The 25,846-nt window shown below is 69.7% G+C and carries 21 protein-coding genes; 12 read left to right on the top strand and 9 right to left on the bottom strand.

From position 1 onward, the window contains the following. Positions 1-111 precede the first annotated feature (111 nt). The 3 genes from ACOQPP_RS17615 to ACOQPP_RS17605 are packed head-to-tail and all read left to right on the top strand — an operon-like array spanning position 112 to position 3,769. A complete protein-coding gene (locus ACOQPP_RS17615) occupies positions 112-1,587 on the top strand; it encodes an MFS transporter (RefSeq protein ID WP_419167471.1) in 1,476 nt (491 codons plus the stop codon). After that, on the top strand, positions 1,584-2,768 hold the full coding sequence (locus tag ACOQPP_RS17610; RefSeq protein ID WP_419167472.1) for a Gfo/Idh/MocA family protein: 1,185 nt from the start codon (positions 1,584-1,586) through the stop codon (positions 2,766-2,768). Before ACOQPP_RS17615 ends, ACOQPP_RS17610 begins: the two co-directional genes overlap by 4 nt. Continuing rightward, positions 2,765-3,769, top strand: coding sequence for a sugar phosphate isomerase/epimerase family protein (locus ACOQPP_RS17605; protein WP_419167473.1), 1,005 nt, complete (start codon positions 2,765-2,767; stop codon positions 3,767-3,769). The genes ACOQPP_RS17610 and ACOQPP_RS17605 overlap by 4 nt, the downstream gene beginning before the upstream one ends. A 22-nt stretch (positions 3,770-3,791) precedes the next feature. On the opposite strand, the gene ACOQPP_RS17600 is transcribed toward ACOQPP_RS17605, so the two are convergent. Beyond that, complete coding sequence (locus ACOQPP_RS17600; protein WP_419167474.1) at positions 3,792-5,732, bottom strand: hypothetical protein; 1,941 nt, start codon at positions 5,730-5,732, stop codon at positions 3,792-3,794. A 282-nt stretch (positions 5,733-6,014) separates the two neighbouring features. Here ACOQPP_RS17600 and ACOQPP_RS17595 point away from each other — a divergent pair, with 282 nt between their 5' ends. Genes ACOQPP_RS17595 through ACOQPP_RS17585 form a run of 3 tightly spaced genes read left to right on the top strand, consistent with a single transcriptional unit; the run spans position 6,015 to position 10,203 of the window. Beyond that, positions 6,015-7,040 (top strand): ATP-binding cassette domain-containing protein, encoded by a 1,026-nt coding sequence (locus ACOQPP_RS17595; protein ID WP_420637106.1) that lies wholly within the window; start codon positions 6,015-6,017, stop codon positions 7,038-7,040. Then, on the top strand, positions 7,037-9,277 hold the full coding sequence (locus ACOQPP_RS17590; protein WP_419167476.1) for a Gldg family protein: 2,241 nt from the start codon (positions 7,037-7,039) through the stop codon (positions 9,275-9,277). Before ACOQPP_RS17595 ends, ACOQPP_RS17590 begins: the two co-directional genes overlap by 4 nt. Next, a complete protein-coding gene (locus ACOQPP_RS17585) occupies positions 9,274-10,203 on the top strand; it encodes a DUF4340 domain-containing protein (RefSeq protein ID WP_420637105.1) in 930 nt (309 codons plus the stop codon). Before ACOQPP_RS17590 ends, ACOQPP_RS17585 begins: the two co-directional genes overlap by 4 nt. A gap of 27 nt (positions 10,204-10,230) precedes the next feature. Here ACOQPP_RS17585 and ACOQPP_RS17580 read toward each other — a convergent pair whose 3' ends face one another. Further along, positions 10,231-11,625, bottom strand: coding sequence for a class II fumarate hydratase (locus ACOQPP_RS17580; RefSeq protein WP_419167478.1), 1,395 nt, complete (start codon positions 11,623-11,625; stop codon positions 10,231-10,233). 64 nt (positions 11,626-11,689) lie between these two features. Then, positions 11,690-12,196 carry a DUF192 domain-containing protein gene (locus ACOQPP_RS17575; RefSeq protein ID WP_419167479.1) on the bottom strand — a complete coding sequence of 169 codons (507 nt, stop codon included), beginning with the start codon at positions 12,194-12,196 and terminating at the stop codon, positions 11,690-11,692. A 127-nt stretch (positions 12,197-12,323) separates the two neighbouring features. Between ACOQPP_RS17575 and ACOQPP_RS17570 the strand changes: the two genes are divergently transcribed. The 4 genes from ACOQPP_RS17570 to ACOQPP_RS17555 are packed head-to-tail and all read left to right on the top strand — an operon-like array spanning position 12,324 to position 14,852. After that, positions 12,324-13,058, top strand: a complete 735-nt coding sequence (locus tag ACOQPP_RS17570) for a hypothetical protein (protein WP_420637104.1) — start codon at positions 12,324-12,326, stop codon at positions 13,056-13,058. 25 nt (positions 13,059-13,083) lie between these two features. Then, positions 13,084-13,629: a Fur family transcriptional regulator gene (locus tag ACOQPP_RS17565; protein ID WP_420637103.1), complete on the top strand. Its 546-nt coding sequence runs from the start codon at positions 13,084-13,086 to the stop codon at positions 13,627-13,629. Further along, positions 13,589-14,236, top strand: a complete 648-nt coding sequence (pyrE, locus tag ACOQPP_RS17560; RefSeq protein ID WP_419167482.1) for an orotate phosphoribosyltransferase — start codon at positions 13,589-13,591, stop codon at positions 14,234-14,236. Before ACOQPP_RS17565 ends, pyrE begins: the two co-directional genes overlap by 41 nt. A 19-nt stretch (positions 14,237-14,255) precedes the next feature. Further along, complete coding sequence (locus ACOQPP_RS17555; protein ID WP_419167483.1) at positions 14,256-14,852, top strand: iron-sulfur cluster assembly accessory protein; 597 nt, start codon at positions 14,256-14,258, stop codon at positions 14,850-14,852. Positions 14,853-14,875: 23 nt separating this feature from the next. On the opposite strand, the gene ACOQPP_RS17550 is transcribed toward ACOQPP_RS17555, so the two are convergent. The 4 genes from ACOQPP_RS17550 to ACOQPP_RS17535 form a co-directional block, all read right to left on the bottom strand. Beyond that, the gene (locus ACOQPP_RS17550; RefSeq protein WP_419167484.1) at positions 14,876-15,235 is read right to left on the bottom strand and encodes a phage holin family protein; all 360 of its coding nucleotides are present in this window, start codon (positions 15,233-15,235) and stop codon (positions 14,876-14,878) included. Positions 15,236-15,284: 49 nt separating this feature from the next. Further along, positions 15,285-18,449: a hypothetical protein gene (locus tag ACOQPP_RS17545; protein WP_419167485.1), complete on the bottom strand. Its 3,165-nt coding sequence runs from the start codon at positions 18,447-18,449 to the stop codon at positions 15,285-15,287. A gap of 232 nt (positions 18,450-18,681) precedes the next feature. Further along, a complete protein-coding gene (locus tag ACOQPP_RS17540) occupies positions 18,682-19,338 on the bottom strand; it encodes a septal ring lytic transglycosylase RlpA family protein (RefSeq protein WP_419167486.1) in 657 nt (218 codons plus the stop codon). Continuing rightward, the gene (locus ACOQPP_RS17535) at positions 19,335-20,552 is read right to left on the bottom strand and encodes an alkaline phosphatase PhoX (RefSeq protein ID WP_419167487.1); all 1,218 of its coding nucleotides are present in this window, start codon (positions 20,550-20,552) and stop codon (positions 19,335-19,337) included. The genes ACOQPP_RS17540 and ACOQPP_RS17535 overlap by 4 nt, the downstream gene beginning before the upstream one ends. Before the next feature lie 349 nt (positions 20,553-20,901). Here ACOQPP_RS17535 and ACOQPP_RS17530 point away from each other — a divergent pair, with 349 nt between their 5' ends. Next, positions 20,902-21,699, top strand: a complete 798-nt coding sequence (locus ACOQPP_RS17530) for a hypothetical protein (RefSeq protein ID WP_419167488.1) — start codon at positions 20,902-20,904, stop codon at positions 21,697-21,699. A 61-nt stretch (positions 21,700-21,760) separates the two neighbouring features. Next, complete coding sequence (locus ACOQPP_RS17525; RefSeq protein WP_420637102.1) at positions 21,761-22,546, top strand: hypothetical protein; 786 nt, start codon at positions 21,761-21,763, stop codon at positions 22,544-22,546. Between the two features lie 35 nt (positions 22,547-22,581). Here the strand turns inward: ACOQPP_RS17525 and ACOQPP_RS17520 are convergent, their stop codons facing one another. Both ACOQPP_RS17520 and ACOQPP_RS17515 read right to left on the bottom strand, forming a co-directional pair. Then, complete coding sequence (locus tag ACOQPP_RS17520) at positions 22,582-23,952, bottom strand: WD40/YVTN/BNR-like repeat-containing protein (protein ID WP_420637101.1); 1,371 nt, start codon at positions 23,950-23,952, stop codon at positions 22,582-22,584. Then, positions 23,916-25,766, bottom strand: a complete 1,851-nt coding sequence (locus ACOQPP_RS17515; protein WP_420637100.1) for a WD40/YVTN/BNR-like repeat-containing protein — start codon at positions 25,764-25,766, stop codon at positions 23,916-23,918. The genes ACOQPP_RS17520 and ACOQPP_RS17515 overlap by 37 nt, the downstream gene beginning before the upstream one ends. Between the last annotated feature and the right edge of the window lie 80 nt (positions 25,767-25,846).

The following is a 25,846-nucleotide window of genomic DNA, read 5'->3' as shown; positions in this document are numbered from 1 at the left end:
TCACCGCCCGGTAGGTCCGGGGGTTGGGCGAACGGCGGGGCCCGCGCGGCGTTGCGGAGGCGAACGAAGCGGGGCTAGCGTTGCCCGCCGACCCGATCCGAGGAGTGCTCCGTGAACACCACATCGTCCGCCGTGCGCCCGGCGCGGCTCTTCCTGGGCAGTTGCGTGTCGCTGATCGCGACCTCCGTCGCCTTCGCGGTCATCGGCGCGACCATGCTCACGCTGAAGAGCGAGTTCACCCTCACGAACTACGAGGTGGGCCTCATCGGCGGGGCGGCGATCTGGGGCTTTGCCGTATCGCAGCTCCTGTTCGCGCCTTTCTGCGACATCCTTGGCATGCGGTTCCTGCTGCGGCTCGCGTTCGCGTGCCACCTGCTGGGCGCGGTCCTCCTGATGTCCGCGGGCGGCTTCCCGCAGCTCTTCTTCGGCGCGCTGACGCTGGCGCTGGGGAACGGACTCGTCGAGGCGGCCTGCAATCCGCTCGTGGCCGCGCTCTATCCCGACGAGAAGACCGTCAAGCTGAACCGGTTCCACGTCTGGTTCCCGGGCGGCATCGTCATCGGCTCCGTGCTCGCCTACGGGCTGGACCAGGTGGGGCTCGACGCGTGGCAGCTCAAGGTCGGGCTCATCCTCATGCCCACCCTCGTCTACGGCCACCTGATGCTGCGGGAGGAATTCCCGCCCACGGAGGGGGTGCGGGCGGGGGTGAGCATGGGCGGGATGTTCCGGGCGACGTTCACGACCCCGCTCATGCTCCTGCTGCTCCTCTGCATGGCCGTCACCGCCTCGACGGAACTCGGACCGAACCGCTGGGTGCCGCCGGTCCTCGAGGCGGGCGGTATCCCGGGCATCCTCGTACTGGCGTGGATCAACGGTCTGATGGCCGTCCTGCGCTACCGGGCCGGGTTCGCGATCGAACGGCTCTCGCCGCCGGGCGTGCTCGCGGCGAGCGCGGCGGTCTCCATGGTGGGGCTCCTGTGGCTGAGCTACGCGGAGACGACGGTGATGGCCTTCGCCTCCGCCACGGTGTTCGCGGTGGGGGTGTGCTACTTCTGGCCGACCATGCTCGGCTTCGTTTCCGAGCGCGTCCCGCGCTCAGGTGCCCTCGGGCTGGGGCTGATGGGTGCGACGGGGATGGCGGTGGTCGGGCTGTGGACCACACCGTGGATGGGGAGCATCGCCGACCGGGTGGGTCACGAACGGCTTCCGGTGGTAGAGACGCGGGCGCTGCTGACGGACGCGTCGGCCGCGTTCGCCGGGGCCGACGAGAGCGTGGCGCCGGATCTCGCCGCGGCTGGCGCCGAGGTGGGAGAGGCGCTCGCCGGCGGCGGGGACGGCGCCCTTCCGGAGTCGGTGACCGCGAACGCGCTTCGGGCGATCATCAACTCCGGCGGGGATGAGGCGCTCGTGGAGCGAGCCAACGCGCTGCTCGGACCGGCGGACAACTACGGCGGCAGGGTCTCGTTCCGGTACATCCTCCCGTATACGGGCGCTCTCATCCTCATCTTCGGATTTCTCTACGCCCGCGACCGGCGGGCGGGCGGCTACCGGGCCGTGAAGATCGGGCGGGGGCCGGACGACGGATGACCCGCCGCCTGACGTACGGGATGATCGGGGGCGGACCGGGCGCCTTCATCGGGGACGTGCACCGGATGGCGGCGGAACTCGACGGGCTGGCCCGGATCGCGGCCGGCGCCTTCTCGTCGGACCCCGAGCGGTCCGCGGCGAAGGGGGCCGAGGTGGGGCTGGATCCCGCGCGGGTGTACGGGAGCTACGCGGAAATGGCGGCCTCGGAGGCGGCGCGGGCGCCGGAGCAGCGGCTGGATTTCGTGATCGTCGTGACGCCGAACCACCTTCACTTCGATGTGGCGCGCGCCTTCCTCGAGGCGGGTTTCCACGTCGTGTGCGACAAGCCGCTGACGACGACGGTCGCGGACGCCGAGGCGCTGTGCCGGCTCGTGGGCGCGGGGGACCGCGTGTTCGGGCTCACGCACAATTACAGCGGCTACCCGATGATCAAGGACGCGCGCGCGCTGGTTCGCGAGGGGCGGCTGGGGCAGATCCGGCGCATCCAGCTGGAGTACTTCCAGGGGTGGCTGGCGACGGCGCTCGAGGAGAGCGGACACCCGCAGGCGGTGTGGCGGACCGACCCCGCGCGGGCGGGCGTGGCGGGCGCGCTGGGGGACATCGGGACGCACGCGCATCACCTGGCCCGCTACGTGACCGGGCTGGAAGTCGAGGCGCTGTGCGGTGAGCTGACGACGTTCGTGCCGGGGCGGCGCCTCGAGGACGACGCGAGCCTGCTCATGCGCTGGGGCGGCGGCGTGCAGGGGACGCTCACGGTGTCGCAGGTGGCGGCGGGAGAGGAGAACGGGCTCGCGCTGCGCGTGTTCGGAAGCGAGGGCTCCATCGCCTGGCGGCACGACGACGCGGAGACGCTGTGGCTGCGGACGCCGGACGGCCGGGCCCACGCGCGGCGGCGCGGACACGGCTGGATCTCCCCCGCGGCCGTGAGGGCTTCCCGGGTCCCGCCCGGGCACCCGGAGGGGTTCATCGAGGGGTTCGCCAACCTGTACCGGAACGTGATCCGCACGATCGGGGCCCTGAACGAGGGGCGGAGGCCGGACGAAATCGACCTCGACTTCCCCACGGTGCGGGACGGGGCGCGCGGGGTCCACTTCCTCGAGCGGGCCGTCGAGAGCGGGCGGCGCGGGGCGTGGTTGGACGCGCGCTACGAACCGCCGGGACCCGGGGAGGCGACGTCATGAGCCGCCGGCCGATTACGCTGTTCACCGGCCAGTGGGCCGACCTGCCGCTCGCGACGCTCGCCGGGAAGGCGGCGGCGTGGGGCTACGACGGCCTCGAACTCGCCTGCTGGGGGGACCACTTCGACGTCGTGCGGGCGACGGAGGAGGAGGGTTACGCGGCCGGACAACGCGACCTGCTCGCCGCGCACGGGCTCGAGGTGTACGCGATCGCGAACCACCTCGTCGGGCAGGCGGTGTGCGACCCGATCGACGCGCGGCACGAGCTGATCCTGCCGGGCCGCGTGTGGGGCGACGGCGACCCGGAGGGGGTGCGGCAGCGGGCGGCGGCGGAAATGCAGCGGACGGCCGCGGCGGCTGCGGCGCTCGGCGTGCCGGTCGTAAACGGCTTCACGGGCAGCTCGATCTGGGCGGCGGCGTACGCCTTCCCGCCGCACCCGCCGGGTTTCGTGGAGGCCGGGTTCACCGACTTCGCGGACCGCTGGAACCCGATCCTGGACGCCTTCGACGCGGCGGGCATGAAGTTCGGGCTCGAGGTGCACCCCACCGAGATCGCGTTCGACGCGAGCAGCGCCGCGCGCGCGATCGAGGCGCTCGATGGCCGGGCCACGTTCGGCTTCAACTACGACCCCAGCCACCTCGCCTACCAGGGCGTCGACTACGTCGACTTCATCCTCGAGTTCGGCGACCGCATCCATCACGCCCACATGAAGGACGTGTGGTGGTCGGAGACGCCCCGCCGGTCGGGCGTGTTCGGCGGCCATCTCGACTTCGGGCACGTGGACCGCGGGTGGGATTTCCGCTCGATCGGGCGGGGCCGGGTGGACTTCGAGGAGATCCTGCGCGCGCTGGACCGCGTCGGCTACGAGGGCCCGCTCTCGATCGAGTGGGAGGACAGCGGCATGGAGCGCGAGCACGGCGCCCGGGAGGCCTGCGCGCGGCTCCGGGCGCTGACCTTCCCGCCCTCCGCGACGGCCTTCGACGCCGCCTTCTCCGAGGACTGACCCGGAGCGGGCCCGCAGGGGGCTACGGCGGGATGCCGCCCCAGAGGGCGTTGAGCCCCGTCTCGTAGGGGACGACCTCGCCCTCGCCGAGGCCTTCCGGCAGCACGAAAAGCGGGGGGCGGGAGGGGTGGTCCACGATCAGCCGGGCGTTCGCCTCCGGTCCCAGATCTCGCGCCCAGAGCACGCCCGAGCCGCCCAGGCCGGGCAGGTCCCCGTGCCACAGGTATCCGGTGAGGCCGAGCCAGCCGAGCCGGTCGGAGTCGTTCTCCAGCCGACACCGGTCCGCGACCGCTTCCATCCCCTCGGCGCCGACGAAGGCGGCCTCGAGCTGGCACGGGTTGTACCGGGTGAGGAGGGCCCGGACGCTGTCGAGCCGCATGCCCCGTGCCGCGAGCCGTGCGCCGAGCCGATCCTGCCATGGTTCGTGCACGAACACGAGAGCCGGCCCGGGCTCGGTGACCTCGGGGACCGGGATGACCCGGGCGCCCAATCGTTCGATGCGCGCACGCCCGCCCACCGCCAGACCGTAGCCGAGCGAGACGAGGACGACGACGGCGATCGCGTCGGAGAGCCACGCCCGGCGGCCGAGACGCGTGAGGCCGATGGCCGCGAGCACGAGGAGCGCACACCAGGCCGGGACGGCCTCGCCGAGCATGCGGGGCCCGAACACGAGGTCGTGATGCCAGTAGAGCGCGCTCGCCAGGATGGGCAGAAGAGCCCACGCGGCGAGGATGCGCTCGCCGCGCCGCAGGCGGCGGGCGAAGAGCAGGAAGAGCCCGACGAGCGCGGCGACCGGGAGCACGGTCCCGAAGACCTCGCGCCCGATCGACAGCAGTTCGGTCGACGTGTAGCCCAGCGCCTGCGTGAACCCGTACATGCGGCCCCACGGGTCCATGTGGAAGCCGAGGCTGTGGCTCGGGCCCGCCGCGGCCGTATAGCCCAGGGTGAGCGGGCCGCCGAAGAAACGGGCGTTGAACCACGCGAGCCCGGCCGCGAACGGTAGGCCGCCCAGGACCCACCAGCCGAGCCGGCGCAGGAGCCACGGCCGGTGCAGGCCCGGCTCCAGCCGCGGCGCGGTGAGCCACACGCCGGCCGTGACGGCGGCGCCGATGAGCAGCCCGGACACGGGGCGCGCCGTGACCATGAAGCCCATCGCGCCGCCCGCCGCGAGCGCCCACACGGCCCGACCCGTCTCGGCGCGGAGGGCGAGCCAGAGGGCGAGCGCGGCGAATGCCGCCACGGTCACATGGTTCATGTAGCTGCCGGCGAGCGCGAGCAGCATGGGGCTGGTCACGGCCAGAAGCGCGCCGATCCGGGCCGCCGCGATGCGGTCCGGCAGCAGGCGCTCGAAAGAGAGAACCGAGAAGACGCCCAGCATCCCCATCGCGCCCGTCATCGCGAGCCACGCGCCCCCGAGCCGGAATCCACCCGCGAGCCACAGCGCGTGCGCGGGCGGGTACTGCGACACCCACCCCGCCGGCGTGTGTACCATGAACTGCATCGACCAGAACTCCGGCGTCGCGAGCACCGGGCCGGAGAGGTGTCCCGCAGCGAAGTAGCGCGCCTGGAGGAGCTGGACCCTCGCGTCGTTGAGGATCGTGTGCCCGTCGAGCGCGACGAGCACCACCGCAGCCGTGAGCCCGGCCCCCAGGAGCCCGATGAACGCCGCCGCGGCCCACCCCGGCGGCCGCTCGATGAGCCCGCCGCCCCGGGTGAGCACCGCCGACACCCGCCCCCGCCCGAGCGCCCCGGCGAGCGCCGCGGCACCGATGCCGAGCAGCGTCCATGCGCCGGTCGTCACGCCCCAGCTGTAGAACCAGTGCTCGAAGCCCGACCGTCGCATCAGGTCGTCGAGCGAGCCGGGAGCAGCGGCCGGATCCAGAACGACGAAGACCGGGATGGCGACGAGAACCACCAGCAGGAGCCCGACCACGCGTCGACCCGCATCGAGGAAGAGTTTCATGGGGGTGAAGCTACGGTCGGGCGCCTCGCCTGTCTCCGTTCCTTTTCCGGCGTGTTTTTTTTCGGAGCGTGAGGACGGCGAAGCTGACGGGCGGTTCTTGACTCGCACCGCGTCCGATCTACCTTTGCGGCGCGCCGCCCCGGGCCCCGGAGCGCCGCGGGCAACGTTCAAAGGCGGGGAAACTGTCCCTTGGCGGGCCCGCCCCGCGATCACGGGCGGTTCGCGCACTCCAACCGCAGATCCGAAGCAGGTCCGATGTCACTCGTATCACTTACCGATGTTGTGAAGAGGTTCGGTGAGACCGTCGCCGTCGATTCGGCGACCTTCTCGATCGACCGCGGAGAGGTCGTCGGCTTCCTCGGCCCGAACGGGGCCGGCAAGACGACGACCATGCGGCTGCTCACCCAGTACCTCGAGCCCGACGGCGGGACGATCACGATCGACGGGCTGTCGATCGAGAATCACTCCGTCGAACTGCGGCGCCGGATCGGCTATCTCCCGGAGACAAACCCGCTGTACCGCGACATGCTGGCGGGCGAATACATCAGCTTCATGGGGCGGCTGCGCGGGATGAGCCCCGGGGAGATCCGGACTCGAACGGACGATGTCGTGGCCGAGACCGGGATCGAGGCCGTCTACTACCGGCCCATCAACCAGCTCTCGAAGGGATACCGGCAGCGGGTGGGCCTCGCGCAGGCGATCTTCTCCGAGCCCGAGATCCTCATCCTCGACGAGCCGACCGAAGGCCTCGATCCCAACCAGCGAGTCGAGATCCGAAGCCTCATCCGGGACGTCGGCACCGACCGCACGGTACTCCTGAGCACGCACGTCATGCAGGAGGTCCGGAAGACGTGTTCGCGCGTCGTCATCATCAACCGCGGGCGCATCGTGGCCGACGGTTCGGTGGATGAACTGGTCGCGGGACACGGCGGCGCGCGCATCATCGTCGAACTCGAGGCGCCGGCCGGCGACGCGCGGGATGCGCTGGCCGACCTCCCCTCCGTCGCCCGCGCCGAGACGCTCGAGAAAGAGGTCGGACGCGCCCGCTTCGCCGTCGAGAGTGCACCCGCCCAGGACCCGCGCGCGGACATCTCGCGACTCGCCGCCGCCCGTGACTGGCCGCTGTGGGAACTCCACCTCGCGCAGGCGAGCCTCGAGGACCTGTTCCGGCGACTCACCGTCACCCGAACCCACGACGGCCCGAGCGACGCGACCGACGCCGGGGCCGAAGCCGGGGCCGAAGCCGGGGCCGAAGCCGGGGCGCAGCCTGACGAACCGGCCTCGAGCGGAGAGGAGGTGGAGGGATGATCGGGCGCATCGCGACGGTCGCGAGACGGGAATTCGCGAGCTACTTCGACCAGGCGACCGCGTACATCCTTCTCGTCATCTTCCTCGGGATCAACTTCTACTTCTATTTCCAGGAGGCGTACCTCCTTCGGGAAGCTTCGCTGCGACCCATGCTGTCGCTGCTTCCGTGGCTCCTGCTCTTCTTCATCCCGGCCGTCTGCATGAGGACGCTGGCCGAGGAACGGAACGCGGGCACCCTCGAACTCGTGCTCTCGCAACCGATCGCGGTGGTGGAGTTCCTGCTCGGCAAGTTCCTGGGCGTCCTCCTCTTCCTGCTCGTGGCCATGGCGGGGACCTTCGGCATTCCGCTCGGCCTCACTTTCGGCGCGGACCTGCAGTGGGGCGTGGTCTTCTCGCAGTACCTGGGGTCCGTGTTCCTCATCGCCGCGCTGATCTCGGTCGGACTCTGGTCGTCGGCGATGACGCGGAACCAGGTCACGGCGTTCATCATCGGGGTCACGATCAGCTTCGGCCTCTATCTGATCGGGCTTCCGACCGTCACGCTCTCGATCCCCGCGCCGGTGGCGACGATGGCCGCGCGCCTCGGCATCCTCGGGCACTTCTCCAGCGTGGCGCGCGGCGTGATCGACCTGCGCGACGTCCTCTACTTCGCGGCGCTCACGACGGCGTTCCTGTCGTTGACCTACTTCTCGATCATGAGCGAACGCCTGAGCCGCGAGCGACCGGCCTACGGGCGGCTGCGCCTGGGCGCGCTCGGGCTGGTCGGGATCGCCATCTTCACCGCCCTGGCGGGCGCGCAGCTGCGGGGTCGCCTCGACCTCACGCCCGGGAAGGTCTACACGCTGTCGCGTCCCACCGCCGATCTCCTGCGCGGGCTCGACGATCTCGTCACGCTCAAGCTGTTCCGCTCGACCGATCTTCCACCGGAACTCACGCCGGTGAGCCGCGATGTCGATGACCTCCTCGCCGATCTCGACGCGACGGGCGGGGCGAATGTGAACCTCATTCGCGTCGATCCCGACGACGACCCGGACGCGGAGCAGGAGGCGGGCCTGCTCGGCGTGAACCCGGTGCGGTACCGGATTCTCGATGACGACGCCGTCTCCGTCCAGGAACGCTATTTCGGTTTGGCGGTCCAGTACGCCGGCGAGAGCGAGATCATTCCGATCATCCGCGGGACGACCGACCTCGAGTACCGACTGGCCTCGATGATCCGCTCCCTCACGACGCCGGAGCGACCGAACGTCGCGATTCTCACGGGGCATGGGGAGTTGGGCCTGCGTTCGGGACTTCAGTTCGCCAACGGGCGCCTGAGCCTGGAATACGACGTGTCGGAGTTCAGCATCGACTCTGCGACCACGGCCGTGCCGGACTCGCTCGACGTGCTCGTGATCGCCGGAGGGCGGATGCCGCTCGAGCCCGCGGAAGGCGAGATCCTCAGCCGCTTCGTCGACGGGGGCGGGAGTCTGTTCCTCCTCAAGTCGGGCGTGATGGCCGACATGCAGTCGCGTTTCGCGGGCCCCATGTTCGACCCGGTGCTCGACTCGCTCCTCCAGGTGCGGGGACTCGGCATCGTCCCCTCGATGGCCTATGACTGGCGCCTGAACGAGCAGGTCCAGGTACCCTCGAACCTCGGGATGGCGATGATCATGCCGTACCCGTTCTGGACGCTCGCCCAGCCGGCCTCCGGGCATGTGATCGTGGACGGCGTGGCGAACGTCCCGATCCGCTACGGGAGTCCGCTCCAGATCGAGGTCGAGGACAGCACGCGGGTCACGCCGCTGCTGGTCACGTCGGACTTCGGGGGGCGGCTCGGGACCCCACTCTCGATCGACCCGAACCAGGACTGGGAGATGCTGATCTCGCCGGAGGAGATGACGGTCGAGACGCTGGCGGTCGCCTATACCCAGCCGGAAGGTGGGCGGCTCGTCATCGCCAGCTCGCCGTCGCTCATCGAAGACGCGACGCTCCGGGGATCGACGGGGGGTCTGGCCGGCATGGTCTTCTTCCAGAACTCGATCGACTGGCTGGCGCAGGACGAGGCGCTGATTTCGATTCGGTCCAAGGATCGCGCGCCGCCGCAACTGCTCTTCCCGAGTGAATGGCTGCGCGACCTCACGCGGTACGGAAATCTGGCCGGAGTTCCGCTGCTGTTCGTGTTGATCGGGGGACTGCGCCTCGCGCGGCGGCGGGGCCTGCAGCACCGGAGCTTCCCGGAGGGTGGAGCGCTCACATGAACGCGAGACAACTCAAGATCATCGCGCTCGTGCTCGGGGTGGCCGTCCTCCTCTACCTGCCCCGGCTGTTCAGGGACAGCGGCGCGGGCGGTTCCCTGGAGGTGGGCGACGGCTTCTCGTTCGCGGTCACGGACTCCATCGAGGGCGTCGACATCGTGCTGGCGGACGGCGCGGGCGCGATTCGTCTCGAGCGGTCGGCCGGCGGCTGGAGGGTGGACGGGTACGTGGCGGACGAACGGAAGATCCTCGACCTGCTGGACGTCGTGGTCGATCTCTCCTCGGCCGAGATCGTGGCCCGGAACCCGTCGAACCACGAGGCGCTCGGCGTCGGTGAGAGCGGCCGCCGCATCGAGGTTCGCACCGAGGCGGGTGAAGCGCTGCGCTTCCACCTCGGCGACCGGGATCCGCGGTCCGGGGGCTACTTCGCGCGTCTGCCGGGCGACCCCGTCGTGTATCGGCTCGATGGGCCGGCCGGCGGCTACCTGAGCCGGGAGCGCGACGGCTGGCGGCCGCGGCGCATCGCCTCGGTCGACACGGCCGGGGTGCGCGAGATTCTCATCCGCCGGGAGGGGCGCGAGGCGATCCTGCAACGGAGCGACGACGGCTGGCGGGCGGGCGACCTGCCGGCGGATTCCGCCGTAGTGCAGAGGCTGCTCGGCGTCCTGCCCTCCGTGTCCGCCTCGGGTTTCCCCACGGAAGCAGAAGAGGCGACGGCGGACTTCTCCCTCTCGGACACCTCGCTCGAGGTATTCTCGGCCGGCTCCGAGGACGTGACCGACCGGCGTCTCGCGCTCTCGCTCCGCCTGCTGCCGGACGAAGATCGGGGGGACTGGCTCGCGCACCTGGCGGACGGGGCGGAGGTATTCCGGCTCTCGGAACTCACCGTGAACCGTCTTCTGCCGGAAGATCTGCTCCCGGTTCCCTGACCCGAGTCCCGTTTCGCGGGCGTGGGGTCAGGCGGGGCCGGGCTCGGTCATCGCCCGGAAGTCGAGGATGCGGTCGAGTTCCGCCGGGTCGACCAGACCCTCTTCCAGCACGAGTTCCTTCAGCGTCCGGTCTTCCGCCAGGGTGCGCTTGGCCAGTTCCGCCGCCTTGTCGTAGCCGATGACCGGCGCGAGCGCGGTGGCGAGCGCCGCGGTCGATTCCGCGTTCCGGAGGCAGCGCGCCTCGTTCGCCGTGATCCCCCGCACGCAGCGCTCCGCGAACTCCACGCTGACGGTCGAGAGAATCCGGATGCTCTGGAGCAGATTGTGGGCCATGACGGGGATCATGACGTTGAGTTCGAGGTTCCCCGACTGTCCGCCCACGACGATCGCGGCGTCGTTCCCGATGACCTGCGCGCAGACCTGAAGGACGGATTCCGCCATGACGGGGTTGACCTTCCCCGGCATGATCGACGATCCGGGCTGCACGGCCGGCAGGTTGATCTCGCCGAGGCCCGTGCGAGGGCCGGACGACAGCCAGCGCAGGTCGTTCGCGATCTTCGTCAGGCTCACGGCGACCGTGCGCAGCGCTCCGCTCGCTTCTACGACCGCGTCGCGTGCGCCCTGCGCCTCGAAGTGGTTCCCGGCCTCGACGAACCCGGTCTCGAGGAGTCCGCTCAGCGCCGCCGTCATGCGGGCGCCGAAGTCTGCCGGGGTATTGATGCCGGTGCCGACCGCCGTGCCGCCGATGGCGAGTTCCGCCAGCGCCGGACGCACGGCCGCCACCCGCCGGATTCCGTGCGCCACCTGGCTCGCGTACCCCCCGAATTCCTGTCCCAGCCGGACGGGCGTCGCGTCCTGCAGGTGCGTGCGGCCCGCCTTGGCGATGTGATCGAACTGTTCCGCCCTGGCGGCGAGCGCGGCCCTCAGCACCTCGAGCGCCGGAAGGAGTTCCCGCTCGATGGCGACCAGCGCCGCGACATGGATGGCCGTCGGAATCACGTCGTTCGACGACTGTCCCAGGTTCACGTGGTCGTTGGGGTGGACGGGGCTCCGCGACCCCACCGTCCCGCCCAGGAGCTGGATGGCCCGGTTCGCGATGACCTCGTTCGCGTTCATGTTCGTCGACGTGCCGGAGCCGGTCTGGAAGATGTCCAGCACGAAGTGGGCGTCGAGTTCCCCGACCATCGCCTCGCGGGCCGCACGCTCGATCGCGTCTCCGAGGTCCGGGTCGAGGAGACCCAGTTCCCGGTTCACGCGTGAGGCGGCGAGCTTGATCGCGCCCAGCGCCTCGATGAAGCGGCGCCCGAAGCGCAGGTCGCTGATCGGGAAGTTCTGGCGCGCCCGTTCGGTCTGGGCTCCGTAGAGCCGATCCGCGGGGATCGCCATCTCCCCCATCGAGTCCTTCTCTATGCGGTGATCCATGTAATGGTTCTCGGTGTGGTCGATTGTGGTCGATTCTCGGGTATGGTCCGGGAGGGGGAGGCAGTCAGAACTCGATCACGTCGCCGACGCGGATGCCGTTCGCCTCGAACCATCCCTGGTTCATCTCGAGCGCGTACATGGCGGGCGCCGCCGAATTGTGAGTCTCCGAGGACTGCGGTTCCATCTGCTTGATGTCGACGATCCGACCTTCACGGTCGATGTACGCGATGTCGAGCGGGATGAGCGTGTTCTTCATCCAGAAGCCGAGGGTCCGCTCCTCGGGATACGCGAACAGCATCCCCTGATTCTCCGCCAGCGACTCGCGGAACATCAGTCCCGTCTGCCGCTCGGCGGGTTCGTCGGCGAGTTCCACCCGGATCTCTATCCCTCCCACCCGGATCGGGATCAGTTCGGCGGTCGGGGCGGCGGTCGGATCGGCAGCGCCGGCGGTCTCGACGGTCGCGTCCCGGCTCTGGTCGACCCCCGGGGCGCGCGTCCCCGTATCCCCCGCACTGCACGCCAGAAGCCCCGCCAGCAGGGGTCCGGCCAGCCAGAATCCCGGTTCTCTCATGGTCGGCAATCCGATCGAGTCGTTGCGGCTTCGTCGTTCGTGAGGAAAACTAGCGTACGGGGTTGGGGTATGGAACTTGGCGGGGAGGGCGAGCGGACGGCGGGGCCAGGTGAGAGGGGGGGGCGAGATGATTCTCCCTGATGTGAGAACTTCCTTCGGGCGCGATGACGCTGCGCGGCTTGTCCAACTCCTCGCTCGCGAAGGCGAGGACCCGGGCCACCTCGAGGCGCTGGTGGCGGAACGGGGGATCGACGCGCTGCTCGATCATCCGAAGGCGGCGCGCTCGCTCGTCCGCGAACCGGGTGTCTCCCGGCTTCCGCTGGCTCTCTTCTCGTACGTGGCGCTCCGCCGCAGCCTGCTCGACGGGGGCGTCGAGTCCCGACTCCTCGCCGACTACGTGACCTCGATCTTCCTGCACTTCGCCAGCGAGGCCCGCGTGCACCGGATCGCGGAACACGACGACCGAGAGTACCACTATCTCGTCGACCTCGTCGAGGCGATCGCCGACTCCGATGGCCGCCACGGCTTCCTGCTGCGGGCGCACCTCGGCAATTTCGCGCTCTGGCTCTCGGGGTTGTTCCCCGACTGGATCGGTCACCGTGTGCAGCGAAAGGGAGGACCCGATCTCGGTTACTACGAAGCGATGGGGCAGACAGGGTTCCAGCTCGCCGCCGACGACCCCTTTGCGCGCCGGCAGCAACTCGATGGCTGCTACCGGGACGCCGCGAGGACGTTCTCGTCCCTTCGCGTCGCGATGAACCGGTTCTCGGACCGCTTCCTGACTCCGCGTCCCGCCTCCCCCGTCGACCGCGTGCTGAGGCAGGTCGTGGACGAATTCGAAGCCCACTGGTTGCAGGCATGACGCGGCGATCTATCTTCTCAACGAAGTGAGAACAGATCCGCCCGTCCCCTTCTCGACCTCGACCCCCGAAGCGATGACCGACCTCATCACACCACGGCCGCCTCTCGGCTGCGCCGCCGTCATGCTTGGACTCTTCCGGGCCGCGCTCCAGGAGCAGCACCTGCCCGTGACGCAGCAGCGCGAGGCGATCGCCCGTGCCCTGTTCGAGTCCGCTCAGCGGCTCTCGGCCGACGAGGTCACGGCGCGTCTCCGAGACGCGGGTGAGCGGGTCGGGAAAGCGACCGTGTATCGGACGCTGAGCCTTCTCGTGCGGGTCGGCCTGGCGACCGAGCACGATTTCGACGAAGGGTTCAAGCGCTACGAGACGAAGGTCGGGCAGACCCAGAACGACCATCTCATCTGCACCGCGTGCGGAGTCGTGGCGCCCTTCCAGCGGGACGAACTGAACCGGCTCCAGGCGGAGGTCGCCCGGACGCTCGGTTTCCACATCCTGAGACGCCAACTCAAGCTCTACGGACTCTGCGAGCGGTGTGACGCCGAGTCCGGCCAGGCGATCCGCCAGGTCAGCTGAGTTCTGGTCACCACGAGAGGAGAGACCGCTGAATTCCTCGCGAGAAACGCTGCTCAACCTCCTGGCCGAACGATCGTTCCGGCTCGGAGACTTCAAGCTCGCCTCGGGCGCCCGAAGCGACTACTACATCGACTGCCGGACTTCGACCATGCACGCGCACGGACAGGTGCTGCTCGGGAGCGTGGGGTTCGCGGCGATTCGGGAGGCGGGACTGCGGCCCGACGCCGTCGGCGGCCTCACCATGGGCGCGGACCCGCTGGCCTACGCGATCGCCGCCGCCAGCTGGGGCGAGGGCGACCCGATACACGCGTTCTCCGTCCGCAAGCGGGCCAAGCGCCACGGCAAGGGACAGCTGATCGAGGGCTGCTTCGAGCCCGGAGCGCGCGTCGTCATCGTCGAGGACGTCATCACGACCGGCGGGTCGGCGTTCAAGGCGTTGGAAGCCGTAAACCAGGCGAACGGCGATGTGCTCGGCATCCTGGGACTCGTGGATCGCGAGGAGGGCGGCCGAGCCGCGCTCGAGCGCGCGGGACTGCGCACGATCGTACTTTATACGGCGAGTGATCTCCGCGCGGCCGTGGCCGCGGCGGGACCGGCGCCGGCATAGACGCAGAGGAGAAGGTGAAGTGGCCGACCAGGAACTTCTGACATTCAGCGAGGCCGCCTGCGAGCGGATCAGGACGTTCATATCCGAGGATCCCGCCGAGGGCCTCGCCGTGCGGGTCAGCGTGCAGAACGCGAGTCCGATCGCCCCGGAATACGAGATGGCCCTCATCGAACCCCTGGAGCGGGAGGAGGGGGACGAGTCGTTCGATGCCTCCGGCTTCGAGGTCGTCGTGGATTCGAGGAGCGTCGCCCTGCTCGCCGGCACCCGCATCGACTGGGTGGAATCGATGCAGGGGTCCGGGTTTCACTTCAGGAATCCCAACATCCAGCCGCTCGGCTCGGGCCCGCTGGACGGACCCCTGGTCAACCGCGTGCGCCGCGTCATCGACGAACAGATCAACCCCGGGGTCGCGTCCCATGGCGGGACCGTGCAACTCGTCGACATCCGGGACAACGTCGTCTACGTGACCATGGGCGGCGGCTGTCAGGGGTGCGGCATGGCGTCCGTCACCCTCACGCAGGGGATCAAGCAGATGATCCGGGACGCCGCGCCGGAGATCGTCGACGTCCAGGACGTGACCGACCACGCCTCCGGCAGCAACCCCTACTATGCATAGGCAGCCCGCGGCAGAGCGCCGAGCTAGCGGTCGCGTTGCTTCTTTCGCGGCTTCAGGAAGACGTGCAGCACCGTCGCGACCACGGACATCACGAGCGCGCCCAGGATCGCGGCCACGAACCCCTCGAGTGCGAACCCCGGGATCAGCGACGCGGCGAGGTGGAACATCAGGCCGTTGAGGACGAAGTAGAAGAGCCCCAGCGTCAGCACCGTGATCGGGAAGGTCACGAAGCGCAGGATCGGCCGCACGAGGGCATTGATGAGGCCGATCGCGAGCGCGCCGCCGATCAGCGCCTCGACGCCCTCCACCCGCACCCCGTCCAGGAGCCGCGCCGTCACGTAGAGCGCCGCCGCGTTGACGGCCCAGCTCCGGAGCAGGTTCATCGATCGCCGCGTGCGCGGAAGTCCCGCAACCGCTCCGGTCGCAGCCGCGTCAGAATCCGGGCGTCAGGCTGAACTGCCAGAGCCAGCCCTTGTCGGGGCGGTCGAACGGCTTGACGAAGTCGATCTCCGCGATCATGAGACCGAAGAGGTTCACGCGCGTCATCAGACCGGCGCTCGACACCCATTCCCGCTCGCCGAACGAGCACCCGCCGCCCGGACAGTTGAGGGATGTCTCGCCCATCCAGGCCTTGCCGACGTCGTAGAAGACGCCGACCTCGACGGGCGGCACGCCCGGGGCCCGTACGACGCCGATCCCGCCCAGCAGCGGGAGCCGAAGCTCGAGGTTCCCCACCGCCACTCGGCTTCCGATGAGCTGCTCGATGACCGGGCAGCTGAAGAACCCGACCTGGCCGGCGGCGCCCGTGCACTCGAGGTGGTCAATGGACCGGTCGCTGTAGCCCCGAATGAGTGAGGGCACGCCGAGATAGAGCCGGCCCAGACGCCAGTCGTCCGAACCGTCGCCCCAGCGTCCGAAGTGCAGCGCCCGTCCGGCCAGCGTGAACGGCCCGGCGCGGACGTAGCGGCGAAAATCGCCGCTGATTGTGAGGAAGTTGAGCGTCCCCACAGCCGGCTCGACTTCCAGCCGGTAGCGTTGCCCCACGACCGGGCTCGTGCCGCCGAATATGGAACTGTCATACACGAGGGCGACGCTGCCGCTGGCCGTGTAGAGCGACTCCGGCGCGCAGCCCCCCCCACCCTCCCTCACGAACTGTCCGGGCGGACAGTCGACCAGATCCTCCCTGACGTCGTTCAGGAACTCGCCTGTGTGGTAATCGAACCAGAGCTCCTCGGTCTCCCCCGAGAAGTCGACCTGCCGCGCCGAAGCCGAGAATTCGATCCGCGAGTTCCGGTTGAACGGATAGGCCGCGATGCCGGTCACCTCGCGGTTGACCTCGAACCAGCGGAAGTCCCGGAAGATATTGACCCTTCGGTTCTCGAACTCCACCTGGCTGAGCTGGAATTGCCGCGTGACGAATGGCACTTGACCGCCGACTAGAGCCCAGTTCCAGCGGCTCGAACGGTTCTCGTAGCCGGCGAGGAGCGCCGTACCCTGGACGAGATTCCCGAACGTCGTGTTGACCTGCAGGAGGGTCTGCAGCGTCTGGTTCCCGAGCAGGTCCGAGAAGAAGAGGCTCGCGCCGCCGGCGAAGAAGACGCCGAAGTCGCTCGCCCCGAACGCGATCGTGGGCTGGGAGACGAAGTCGAGCGAGAGCTGGGAGCGGTACTCGTCGTCCTCGAACGTGATCGGGTCGGCCAGACCCAGCCGCGCGTTGTCGAGCAACTCGACGTGGGCCGTCGATACGCGCTCGCGGGGAGGGATAATGGACGCGTCGACGCCGACGAGCATGTCGGGCGCCGGCTCGCCCGCCAGCATGTCCGGGTCGTCGATGACGTAGACCTCGTAGCTGAACGGTCCACCCTTGTTCACGCTGAACGCCAGGTCGCCGGTGCCCCGCGCCACGGAGATGGCCGGACTGATCGCCGTCAGCCCGCTCACCCCGGTCCACAGGTCGGTGACCAGGTAGCGCTCGCGCGTCTCGATATCGAGCCGGTAGAGATTGGCGATCCCGTCGTGGTCCGAGACGAAGTAAAGGTCCTGTCCGTCCGCGGACCATTGCGGGTTGTAGTTGCGGAACTGGTCGTCGAACCCCGGGAGGGCCTGGATTTCCCCCGTCTCGAGGTCGAGCAGCGCGACCTGATAGGGACCCGCCACGAGCAGGTCGAGATCCGTCGTGTAGCGGTCCGTCGTGAAGGCGAGCGAGCGTCCGTCGGGCGACCATGCGGGCTGGAGGTCCGCGAACTCATCCGCCGTGAGCCGGGTCAGTCGCTCGGTTTCGATGTCGAGCACGTACAGGTCGGTGAAGCCGCCGGACTGGCCACTGAACGCCAGCCGGGACCCGTTCGGCGACCAGCTCGGCGTGTAGATCGCACCCACCTGGAAGCCCTCGATCCGGATCTCCCGGACGATGTCCGCGGTCGCGACATCCATGATCGTGAGCAGGGGTTCACCGGTCTTGATGCCGGCGATGGCGAATTGTCGGCCGTCCGGGTGCCAGTCGCCGGCCGAATGGATGAACTGCAGACTCTCGAAGTGGGGGTCGACCGCGTTGTTCGTCAGGCGCCGCTTGATCTCTCCGGTGTGCGCGTCGGCGAGGAACATTTCGATCGAGAAGAGGTCGCTCTGCGAGACGTAGACGAGCTCGTCGCCATCGGGACTGAGCGCGGGACCCAGGTTGAGCTTCCCCTCCTCCGGCGGCTCGTAGATCACACGGCGGCCGTATTCGTCGGGCGGGTGCGTCTCCTGCCGGGCGTCCGCGAAGTAGGTCTCGAGTTCGTTCCTCCAGCGGTCCGAGAGTTCGCTGATCGGGACCTCGAGGACGGCCTCGATCGCCGCGAGTTCGTTGGTGCGCGCCGCGAGGTTCAGGATCCGGCCGATCTTGTCGTCCCCGAACGCGCCGCCGATGTAGGACCAGAAGGCGTGCCCGTAGCGGTAGGGGAAGAACTGCGGGTTGCGGAGGTCCTGGATCGTGGGGAATCCGTCCTCCAGGTCCAGCCCGTCCCGCATCCACATCGTCGTGAAGGGGTCGATGGGTCCGATCGAGAGGTACTCGGCCATCCCCTCGATGAACCACAGCGGGAGCCGGATCGCCCCGGGGATATCGAGGCCGGGGCCCCCTGTCCCCTGCCCCGTCATGTCGAACTGGAAGGCGTGCACCAGTTCGTGGCCGAGCAGATGATCCGTCTCGTGGAGCGACACCATCATCGGCATCACGAGCCTTCGCTTCAGGATCTCGGTGAAGCCCTGGGTCCCCTCGTCGATGAACTGGCCGGACGTGTTGGTCTGCTCGAAGTCGGAGTGATCGGCGTAGAGGATGACCGGCTGCCGCTCGCGGAACTCGTGATTGAGTACCCGCGACAGCCGCGCGTACCAGCGCTCGGCCTGTCGCCCGATCAGCGGCGCGGCCGCGGCGGTCTGGTCGTAGTAGTAGATGTCGAAGTGCTGGGTCTTGAGCACCTCGAAATCGAACGACCGGTACACGACCTTGTTGCGCCCGAAGCGTCGGCCGGCCTGCGCCTCCAGCGCGGACGCGACGGGACCTCCGAGCGCCGCGAGAGCGGCCAGAACGATGAGCGCGTGACGTCTCCGAAGCATACGTCCTCCACCAGGAAACTACTGATCATGGCCGCCCCGGGTTCCTGGACCCCGGCGGGGCGGGTGGCACCCCTGGCTCTGAGCAGGTCGGAGTGCCGCAAGCTACCGGCGCCGCCGGGCCGCCGCTATGCGCCGCGCGCGTGCCTGACGGCCCCCTTTCCGGCCGCATACGGTTATAGAACGACTGAACAGCGGATCAGGTCACATCACCGACCGGACCTCGCCCGGGCCGTCAGCATCGGCGAAGGAATCCGCCCAGCGCCTCGGCCGCGCCGCGCGCCGCGGCCTCCTCCGCGAAGGGGCCGGCCACGACACGGTACAGGTCCTCGTAAGGCTCGATAGAGGCGTCGAAGCCCGCCTGCGCGACCTCGCCGCGCTTCGCCTCGGCGCTCGCCCGCTCCCGGTAGGAGGCGACCTGGACGAGGACGCAGCCGCCGCGCGCGGAGACCGCGTCCCCCGTCTCCAGGATCGTGATGCGGACCCGCGCCGTCCCCGGTCCGATCATGCCGAGCGCCCGGGCCCCGGCGCGCGACACATCGAGGATGCGTCCCCGCACGAAGGGGCCGCGATCGTTCACCACGAGTTCGACGGTGCGGCCGTTGTCGCGATTGTCGACGCGGAGGCGCGTTCCAAAGGGGACCATGCGATGCGCGGCCGTCATCGCGTCCATGTCGTAAATGCCGCCGGCCGCCGCCGGACGGCCGTGGAACGGTTCCCCGTACCACGACGCGACGCCGGTCTGCGTCCAGCCGACGACGAAGACGCCGGGGTCGGGGTCCGTGACCGGCCGCGTGGCCCACGGCGCGCAGCCCTGCAGCGCGACCGCGAGCGTCAGGACCATCATGCGGTGGGCCCGGCGCGCCGGCGCCGAGCCGCCGGCCGCGCTCACAGCGGCCCGCGCTCCCAGGGCCCCCAGATCGCGAACGTGTGGCCGAGGTGGCCCGGTCCCATCGAGATCGTGTCCCCCTGCAGGTTGATGAACAGCGTCCGTCCGTCGGGACTGAAGCAGGCACCCGCGAATTCGCGGTGGTTGAGGAGGTTCCGGGCGAACGGGAAGATCTCTCCCGAGGGCGCCAGCCCCCGGAGGTGGGTCGAGCCGAAGTTGTCTTCACAGATGAGGATCCCGCCTCTCGGGCTCACCGTCAGGTTGTCCGGGCCGTCGAGAACATCCTCGGCGGGAGACTCGAAGACGAGGGCCAGCCCCTCCTCCGCGGGGTCGTAGCGCCACACCTGCCCCAGTTGCGCGTCGCCGCCGTTGGTCGCGTGGAAGTAGATGCTCCGGTCGTCGTACCAGCAGCCCTCGAGCCGGGAGAATCGGGCCCCGCCCGCCGCGTGTCCCTCGGCCCACGCGGTCGTCGCGCTCCGCTCCGCCTCGGGCGGGTCCGGACGCCGGATCGGGACCCATCCCACCTCACGCCACTCTCCCGGCCGCTGGCCCGTCCGCAGGTCCGCTTGCGGATGGCCGCGTACGGCGAGCATCTCCAGCGTACCCCCGCCCGCCAGGAAGCCCGGAGTTCGGGGCCGAAAGCGGTAGAACCCCGCGCGCCGGTTGTAGTCTTCCGTCTCGTACACGAACCCCGTCTCGGGGTCCACCGCGACCGCTTCGTGCACGAACCGTCCCATCTCCGGGATCGGCACGGCCTCCACCGGCTCGTCGGCGTCCGCGGGGACCTCGAACACGTATCCGTGCGGGACGGACCAGCCGCGCCCGCGGCCGAACGTCGTCTCCTCGCATGACAGCCAGCTGCGCCACGGGGTCACGCCGCCCGCGCAGTTTATCGTCGTCCCGCCCAGACTCACGAAGTCCCGCAGCAGGGTCGGGCGGCCGTCCGGGTCCAGCCGGACCTCGAGCGTCGTCGTACCGCCACCTGCGAGCGGATCGTACGCCAGCTCCGGGGACACCAGCGGCGCCGCGACGCCCGGCGGATCCTGGTCTTCGTGATTGCGCACGAGGCGGACGACATCGTCGCTGACCGCGAACAGGCCCATCCCGTCGTGGGCACGCGGCGTCGGCCTCCCATCCGACATCACGCGCCCTTCCACGCTGAGCACGGCGTAGGAGAAGCCCTCCGGAAGCGCCAGTTCCCCTCCCGCAGGACGCAACGGTCCATAGCCGACGGTCGGCAAAGGGGATCCGGGGACGGAAGCCCGGCCGGCACAGGCCGCGAGCCCCGCCAGCGAAGGGGCGACCGCCGCGGCCCCTGCCAGGCGTCCGGCCTGACGCACGAAGTCGCGTCGGGCGATCTTGCTCAGGACTCCCTCCGTGGCACTGTGAGCGGCACCCGAAACAGGTTGAGGGGTAACAGCGTAGATATGGTCGTTCGGACCCTGGGTCGCCGGCGCGCCGACGGCCCGTACAACGCAAATCGGACTCGGAGTATCCTAAAGGGTCCGAGGCCCGCCCGCACCGCGATATTCCGTCCGGCCGGCGGGCAGCGTCCGAGGACAAGCGATGAGCAAAGGGGTCGACATGCGGAAATCGTTCGCGCGCCTTGTGGTGCCCGCCCTGTTCCTCGTCCTCGCGAATACGGCCGCGGCCCAGTCGTTCGCGGAGTTCTGCCCGGACGGCAACGAGGAGACGGAGGCTGCCGTCGTCGGCTTCGTGACCGATCCGGAGGCCGGGACGATCGTACCCGGCGCGACGGTCGCGGCGAGCTGGGTGGCGGATGACGCCCGGCAGCGCGCCGACGCGCAGACGAACATGGAGGGCGTTTACACCATTTGCGGCCTGCCGAAGGACACGGAAGTCTCGCTGCGGGCCATCTTCGCGGACCGGCGCGGAGAGGCGGTCCCCTACACCACGGCCACCCCGCTCGCCCAGCAGGATCTGGAGATCTCGCTGACCGCGGAGCCCGACACGCGGCAGGAGGTCGGGTCGCTCGCCGCGGGTGGCGGCCGCGGCCGGATCCTCAGCTCCGAGGTCATTCGGGCCGAGGATCTTCTCGACCTTCCCGAGATGAGCGTGTACGACCTGTTGCGCCAGCACCAGCTCCTCCGGTTCGACCGCCGCAGCGGGGTCGGGGAGGTCATCCTCCTCACGTCGGCGACTTCGAGTCTCCGGGCGGGACGGCTGCAGGCGATCCAGGTGCGGATCAACGAACGGCGCGAGGCCGACGGCGTCGCGGCGATCCGGGAGATGTCCATCGATGAGGTGGGCCGGATCGAGATCCTGTCGCGCACCGAGGCTTCCGCCCGCTACGGAGGCGACGGGTTCGTCGGCGCGATCGCGATCACGACACGCGGCCGCTAACCAGTCCCCGCACCGCCCCACGGCATGACGCCCGGGGCCAGCCATGAGCAAAGAGGTCGACATGCCGAAATCTTTCGCGCGCCTTGCGGCGCCCGCCCTGTTCTTCGTCGTCGCGGAATCGGCGGCGGCCCAGTCGTTCGCCGACTTCTGTCCCGGCGGCAACGAGGAGACGGAGGCGGCCGTCGTCGGCTTCGTGACCGATCCGGAGGCGGAAACCCTCGTGCCCGGCGGGACCGTAGCGGTGAGTTGGGTAGAGGGCGATGCCCGGCAGCGCGCCGAGGCCCAGACGAACATGGAGGGCTTCTACACCATCTGCGGCCTCCCGAAGGACACGGAAGTCTCGCTGCGGGCCATCTTCGCGGACCGGCGCGGCCCCGAGGTTCCGTACACCACGAGCGCCGTGCTCGCCCAGCAGGATGTGGAGATCTCGCTGACCGGCGAGGCCGAGGAGCGCCTCGAGGTCGGGTCCCTCGCCTCGGGTGGCGGCGGCCGGAGTCGAGTCCTCGGCTCCGAGATCATCCGCGGCGAGGATCTTCTCGCCTTCCCCGAGATGACCGTGTACGAGCTCTTGCGCCAGCACTCGCTCCTCCGGTTCGACCGCCGCAGCGGCGGAGAGAGAATCCTCCTCCAGTCGGTGACGGCAAGCAATTGGTCGGTCTCCCGGATGCAGTCCGTCGTGGTGCGCATCAACGAGCGGCGCGAACCCGATGCCGTTAACGCGATCCGCGAGATGTCGATCGATGAAGTGAGCCGGATCGAGATCCTGTCGCGCACGCAAGCCTCCGCCCGCTACGGCGGCGCCGGATACGTCGGCGCGATCGTGATCACGACCCGCGGCCGGGGCTAACAGCCCGGGGCGTCCGCACCGCGGGGCTCTCACCGTCAGGGGACGAGACGCGCGAGTTCGGCGTAGCTCGTGCGCTCGATCTCGTCGATGGCGGCCGCGCGCGCCTCGATGCCCTCGGCGAGCCGCGCCAGCAGATCCAGTTGCCCCTGCGTGGGCGGGCCGTCTCCCATCGAGGCGAATCCCATGAGCCGGGCCAGCTTGCTGTCGATGCCGGTGGCATTCGCGATCAGATCCTGGCCGGCGCGGGCCCGGTACTGCACGAGGCGCTCCTCGACCGGATAGAGTTGGTCGTTCAACTCCGCGAGCGCGGCCCGCAGGCGGTCTCCTCCCCCTCCGCGCTCGACGGCCTGCTCGGCGCGGCCGCGCATGTCCCGGATCCTGCCCACGAGTTCCATCGTCTCGGTGAGCCGGTCCCTCGCCTCGAGCAGGAACTCGAACTGTTCCCGGAGTTCCCCGTCGGTGACGTCGACCCGCGGGTCGCGCACGATCGAGAAGGGCTGTGAGAGCACGAGGTCGCCGATGGCCAGTTCGACCGTATAGTCGCCGGGCGGTACACGGGGGCCGGTCGCGCTGCCCTGGAAGACGGCATCGTCGAGCACCTGCGCCGGCTCCACGCGCAGATCCCACGCGAAGGTGTGCGCCCCGGCTTCCGCCGAGAGCCCGCCGCCACCCGCCGACTGGCCGAAGAAGTTCGGTCCCCCGGACTCCGGAGTCGACGCGCTGGAGAACTCCCGGATCAGCGCCCCGTCCTCGAGGATTCGAAGCGTGACCGCCTCCGGGGCCGCCTCCGCCAGGTAGTACGGGATCACCGCGCCGTCCGGCGGATTCGCGCCCGCCGGGTCGCCGGCCCCCGGCCGCCCCATGGCCGAGAAGAGCGCGGCGGGCGAGGCCCCGGGGTTGTAGCGGATCGTCGTGCGCGGGCGGAAGAGCCGCAGCGCCTCGGCGGTCTCGCCGGGCGTGAACTGGTGCAGCAGTTCGACGTTGTCGAGCACCCAGAACGAGCGCCCGTGCGTGGCCGCTGCGAGGTCTCCATCCCGCAGCACGAGGTCGTGGATGGGCACCACCGGCAGGTTGAGGCTCAGCGGCTGCCAGGAGTCCCCGGCGTCGAACGAGGCGTAGACCCCGCGCTCCGTCCCGGCGTACAGGAGTCCCGCCCGCCCCGGATCTTCGCGGATCACGCGCGTGAAATCGTCATCCGGGATCCCCGTCGTGATCTGCGTCCACGTCTCCCCGTAATCGGTCGTCCGGTAGAGGTACGGCGCGTGGTCCGAGAGCTTGTAGCGCGTCGCGGCCACGTACGCGGTCCCGGGGTCGTGCGCGGACGGCTCGAGGATCGAGATGAGCGCGAACTCCGGCAGGTCGGGGATCGTCACGTCCTCCCAGTTGGCGCCCGCGTCCCGCGACACGTGGATGTACCCGTCATCGGACCCCGCCCACAGCAGCCCGGGCTCAACCGGCGATTCGGCGAAGGCGAAGATCGTCGCGTACCACTCGGGGCCGTACGCCTCACGCGTAATCGGCCCCCAGTACTCTCCCGTCTCCTCGTCTTCGTGGACGGGGTCGGCTCCAGCGTGCGGGGATCCGCACGCGTGAGGTCCGGGCTGATGACCTCCCAGCTGTGGCCTTCGTCCCGCGTGCGGTGCACATGCTGCGAGGTCACGTAGAGGACAGCCGGATCGTGCGGAGACGTCATCACCGGATAGGTCCACCAGAAGCGGTAGTTGATGTCGGCCGAACCCCAGCCGTAGTGGGTCTCGGGATTCGGGGAGATGTCGCGGACCTGCCGGTTGCGGTGATCGTAGCGGTACACCCAGTGGTGATCGCCCGCGTACACGATGTTCGGGTCCTCGATATTGATCGCGATGTATCCGTCCTCGCCCCCGCCGACCGTGTACCAGTCCTCGATGGAGATGCGGCCGAAGTCCGAACGGCTGGCGACGGAGATCGACGTGTTGTCCTGCTGCGAGGCGTAGAGGCGATACGGCGTCTGATTGTCGGCGATCACGTGATAGAGCTGCGCGGTCGCCTGATTCAGGAGGCTGGACCAGGAGAGGCCGCCGTCGAAGCTCACCGCGCCGCCGCCGTCGCTCCCGTTGATCATCCGGCGGGGGTCGTCCGGATCGATCCACAGGTCGTGGTGGTCCGGGTGGGGCGTGAAGACGCGCGAGAAGGTCTCGCCGCCGTCGGTCGACTTCCACAGGAAGACGTTGAGGACGAAGACCGTGTTCTCATCGCCGGGATCCGCCACGATGTGGTGGTAGTACCACGGGCGCTGGAGAAGGTTGGCGTCCTCGTTGACGCGGGTCCACGTCGCGCCGGCGTCGTCCGAGCGGAAGATCCCCTTCACGCCGCGGGCCGCGTCGATGATCGCCCACAGCCGCTGGGAGTTCCGGGGCGAGACGGTGATCCCGATCCGTCCCTTGAGACCGGACGGGAGGCCCGGGTTGTCCGTCAGTTCGGTCCAGGTGTCGCCGCCGTCGGTGCTCTTGAAGAGCCCGGTGCCGGGCCCCGCGCTGCGGAAGCCCCACGGGAAGCGCCGCAGTTCCAGTAGCGACGCGTAGAGGATGTCGGGGTTCGCGGGATCGAGGACGAGATCGATCGCACCGCTGTTCTCGTCGCGATACAGCACCTTCTCCCAGGTCGCGCCGCCATCGCGGGTGCGGTAGACGCCGCGCGCCTCGCTCGGGCCCCAGGCGTCGCCGAGCGCCGCCACCCACGCGATGTCGGGGTTCCCGGGGTGTACGCGGACGCGAGCGATCTGAAGCGTCTCGGACAGCCCGAGGTGACGCCAGCTGGCGCCGCCATCGTCGGATCGGTAGACGCCGTCGCCGTGCGAGGCGTTGCCGCGGATGCACGTCTCCCCCATCCCGACGTACACGACCTCGGGGCTCGAGCGGCTGACCTCCACGGCCCCGACGGAGCCCGTACCGAAGAAGCCGTCGGAGACGTTGCGCCAGTTCGCCCCGCCATCCTCCGTCTTCCAGACCCCTCCGCCGGCGCTCCCTTGATAGAACACGAGATCGTCGGTGGGGTGGCCGGCGACGCCGAGCACGCGGCCGCCCCGAGTGGGGCCGATCGAGCGCCACTCGACGAGGTCGAGATACCGCTCATCGGCCTCCTGGCCTCCCGCGGCCGGTGTCGCCGTCGAGCCGAGAAGCGGCAGCAGGAGGAGGGTCTTCGCGATTCGCGGCGTCGGTCGAGAGAAGCGAGGGTGTGCCACTTTGGTGCGTTCTCCTTCAAGAGTCCCCGATTGGAGTTCAGCCCGGAATCTTGCGCCCGGCTCGCGCGGCGTACAGCGTG

It is taken from the genome of Candidatus Palauibacter sp. (assembly GCF_965222475.1).
Lineage (GTDB): Bacteria > Gemmatimonadota > Gemmatimonadetes > Palauibacterales > Palauibacteraceae > Palauibacter.
Note: the sequence above shows the minus strand (reverse complement) of the source record. Positions and strands in the feature narration are given on the sequence as shown.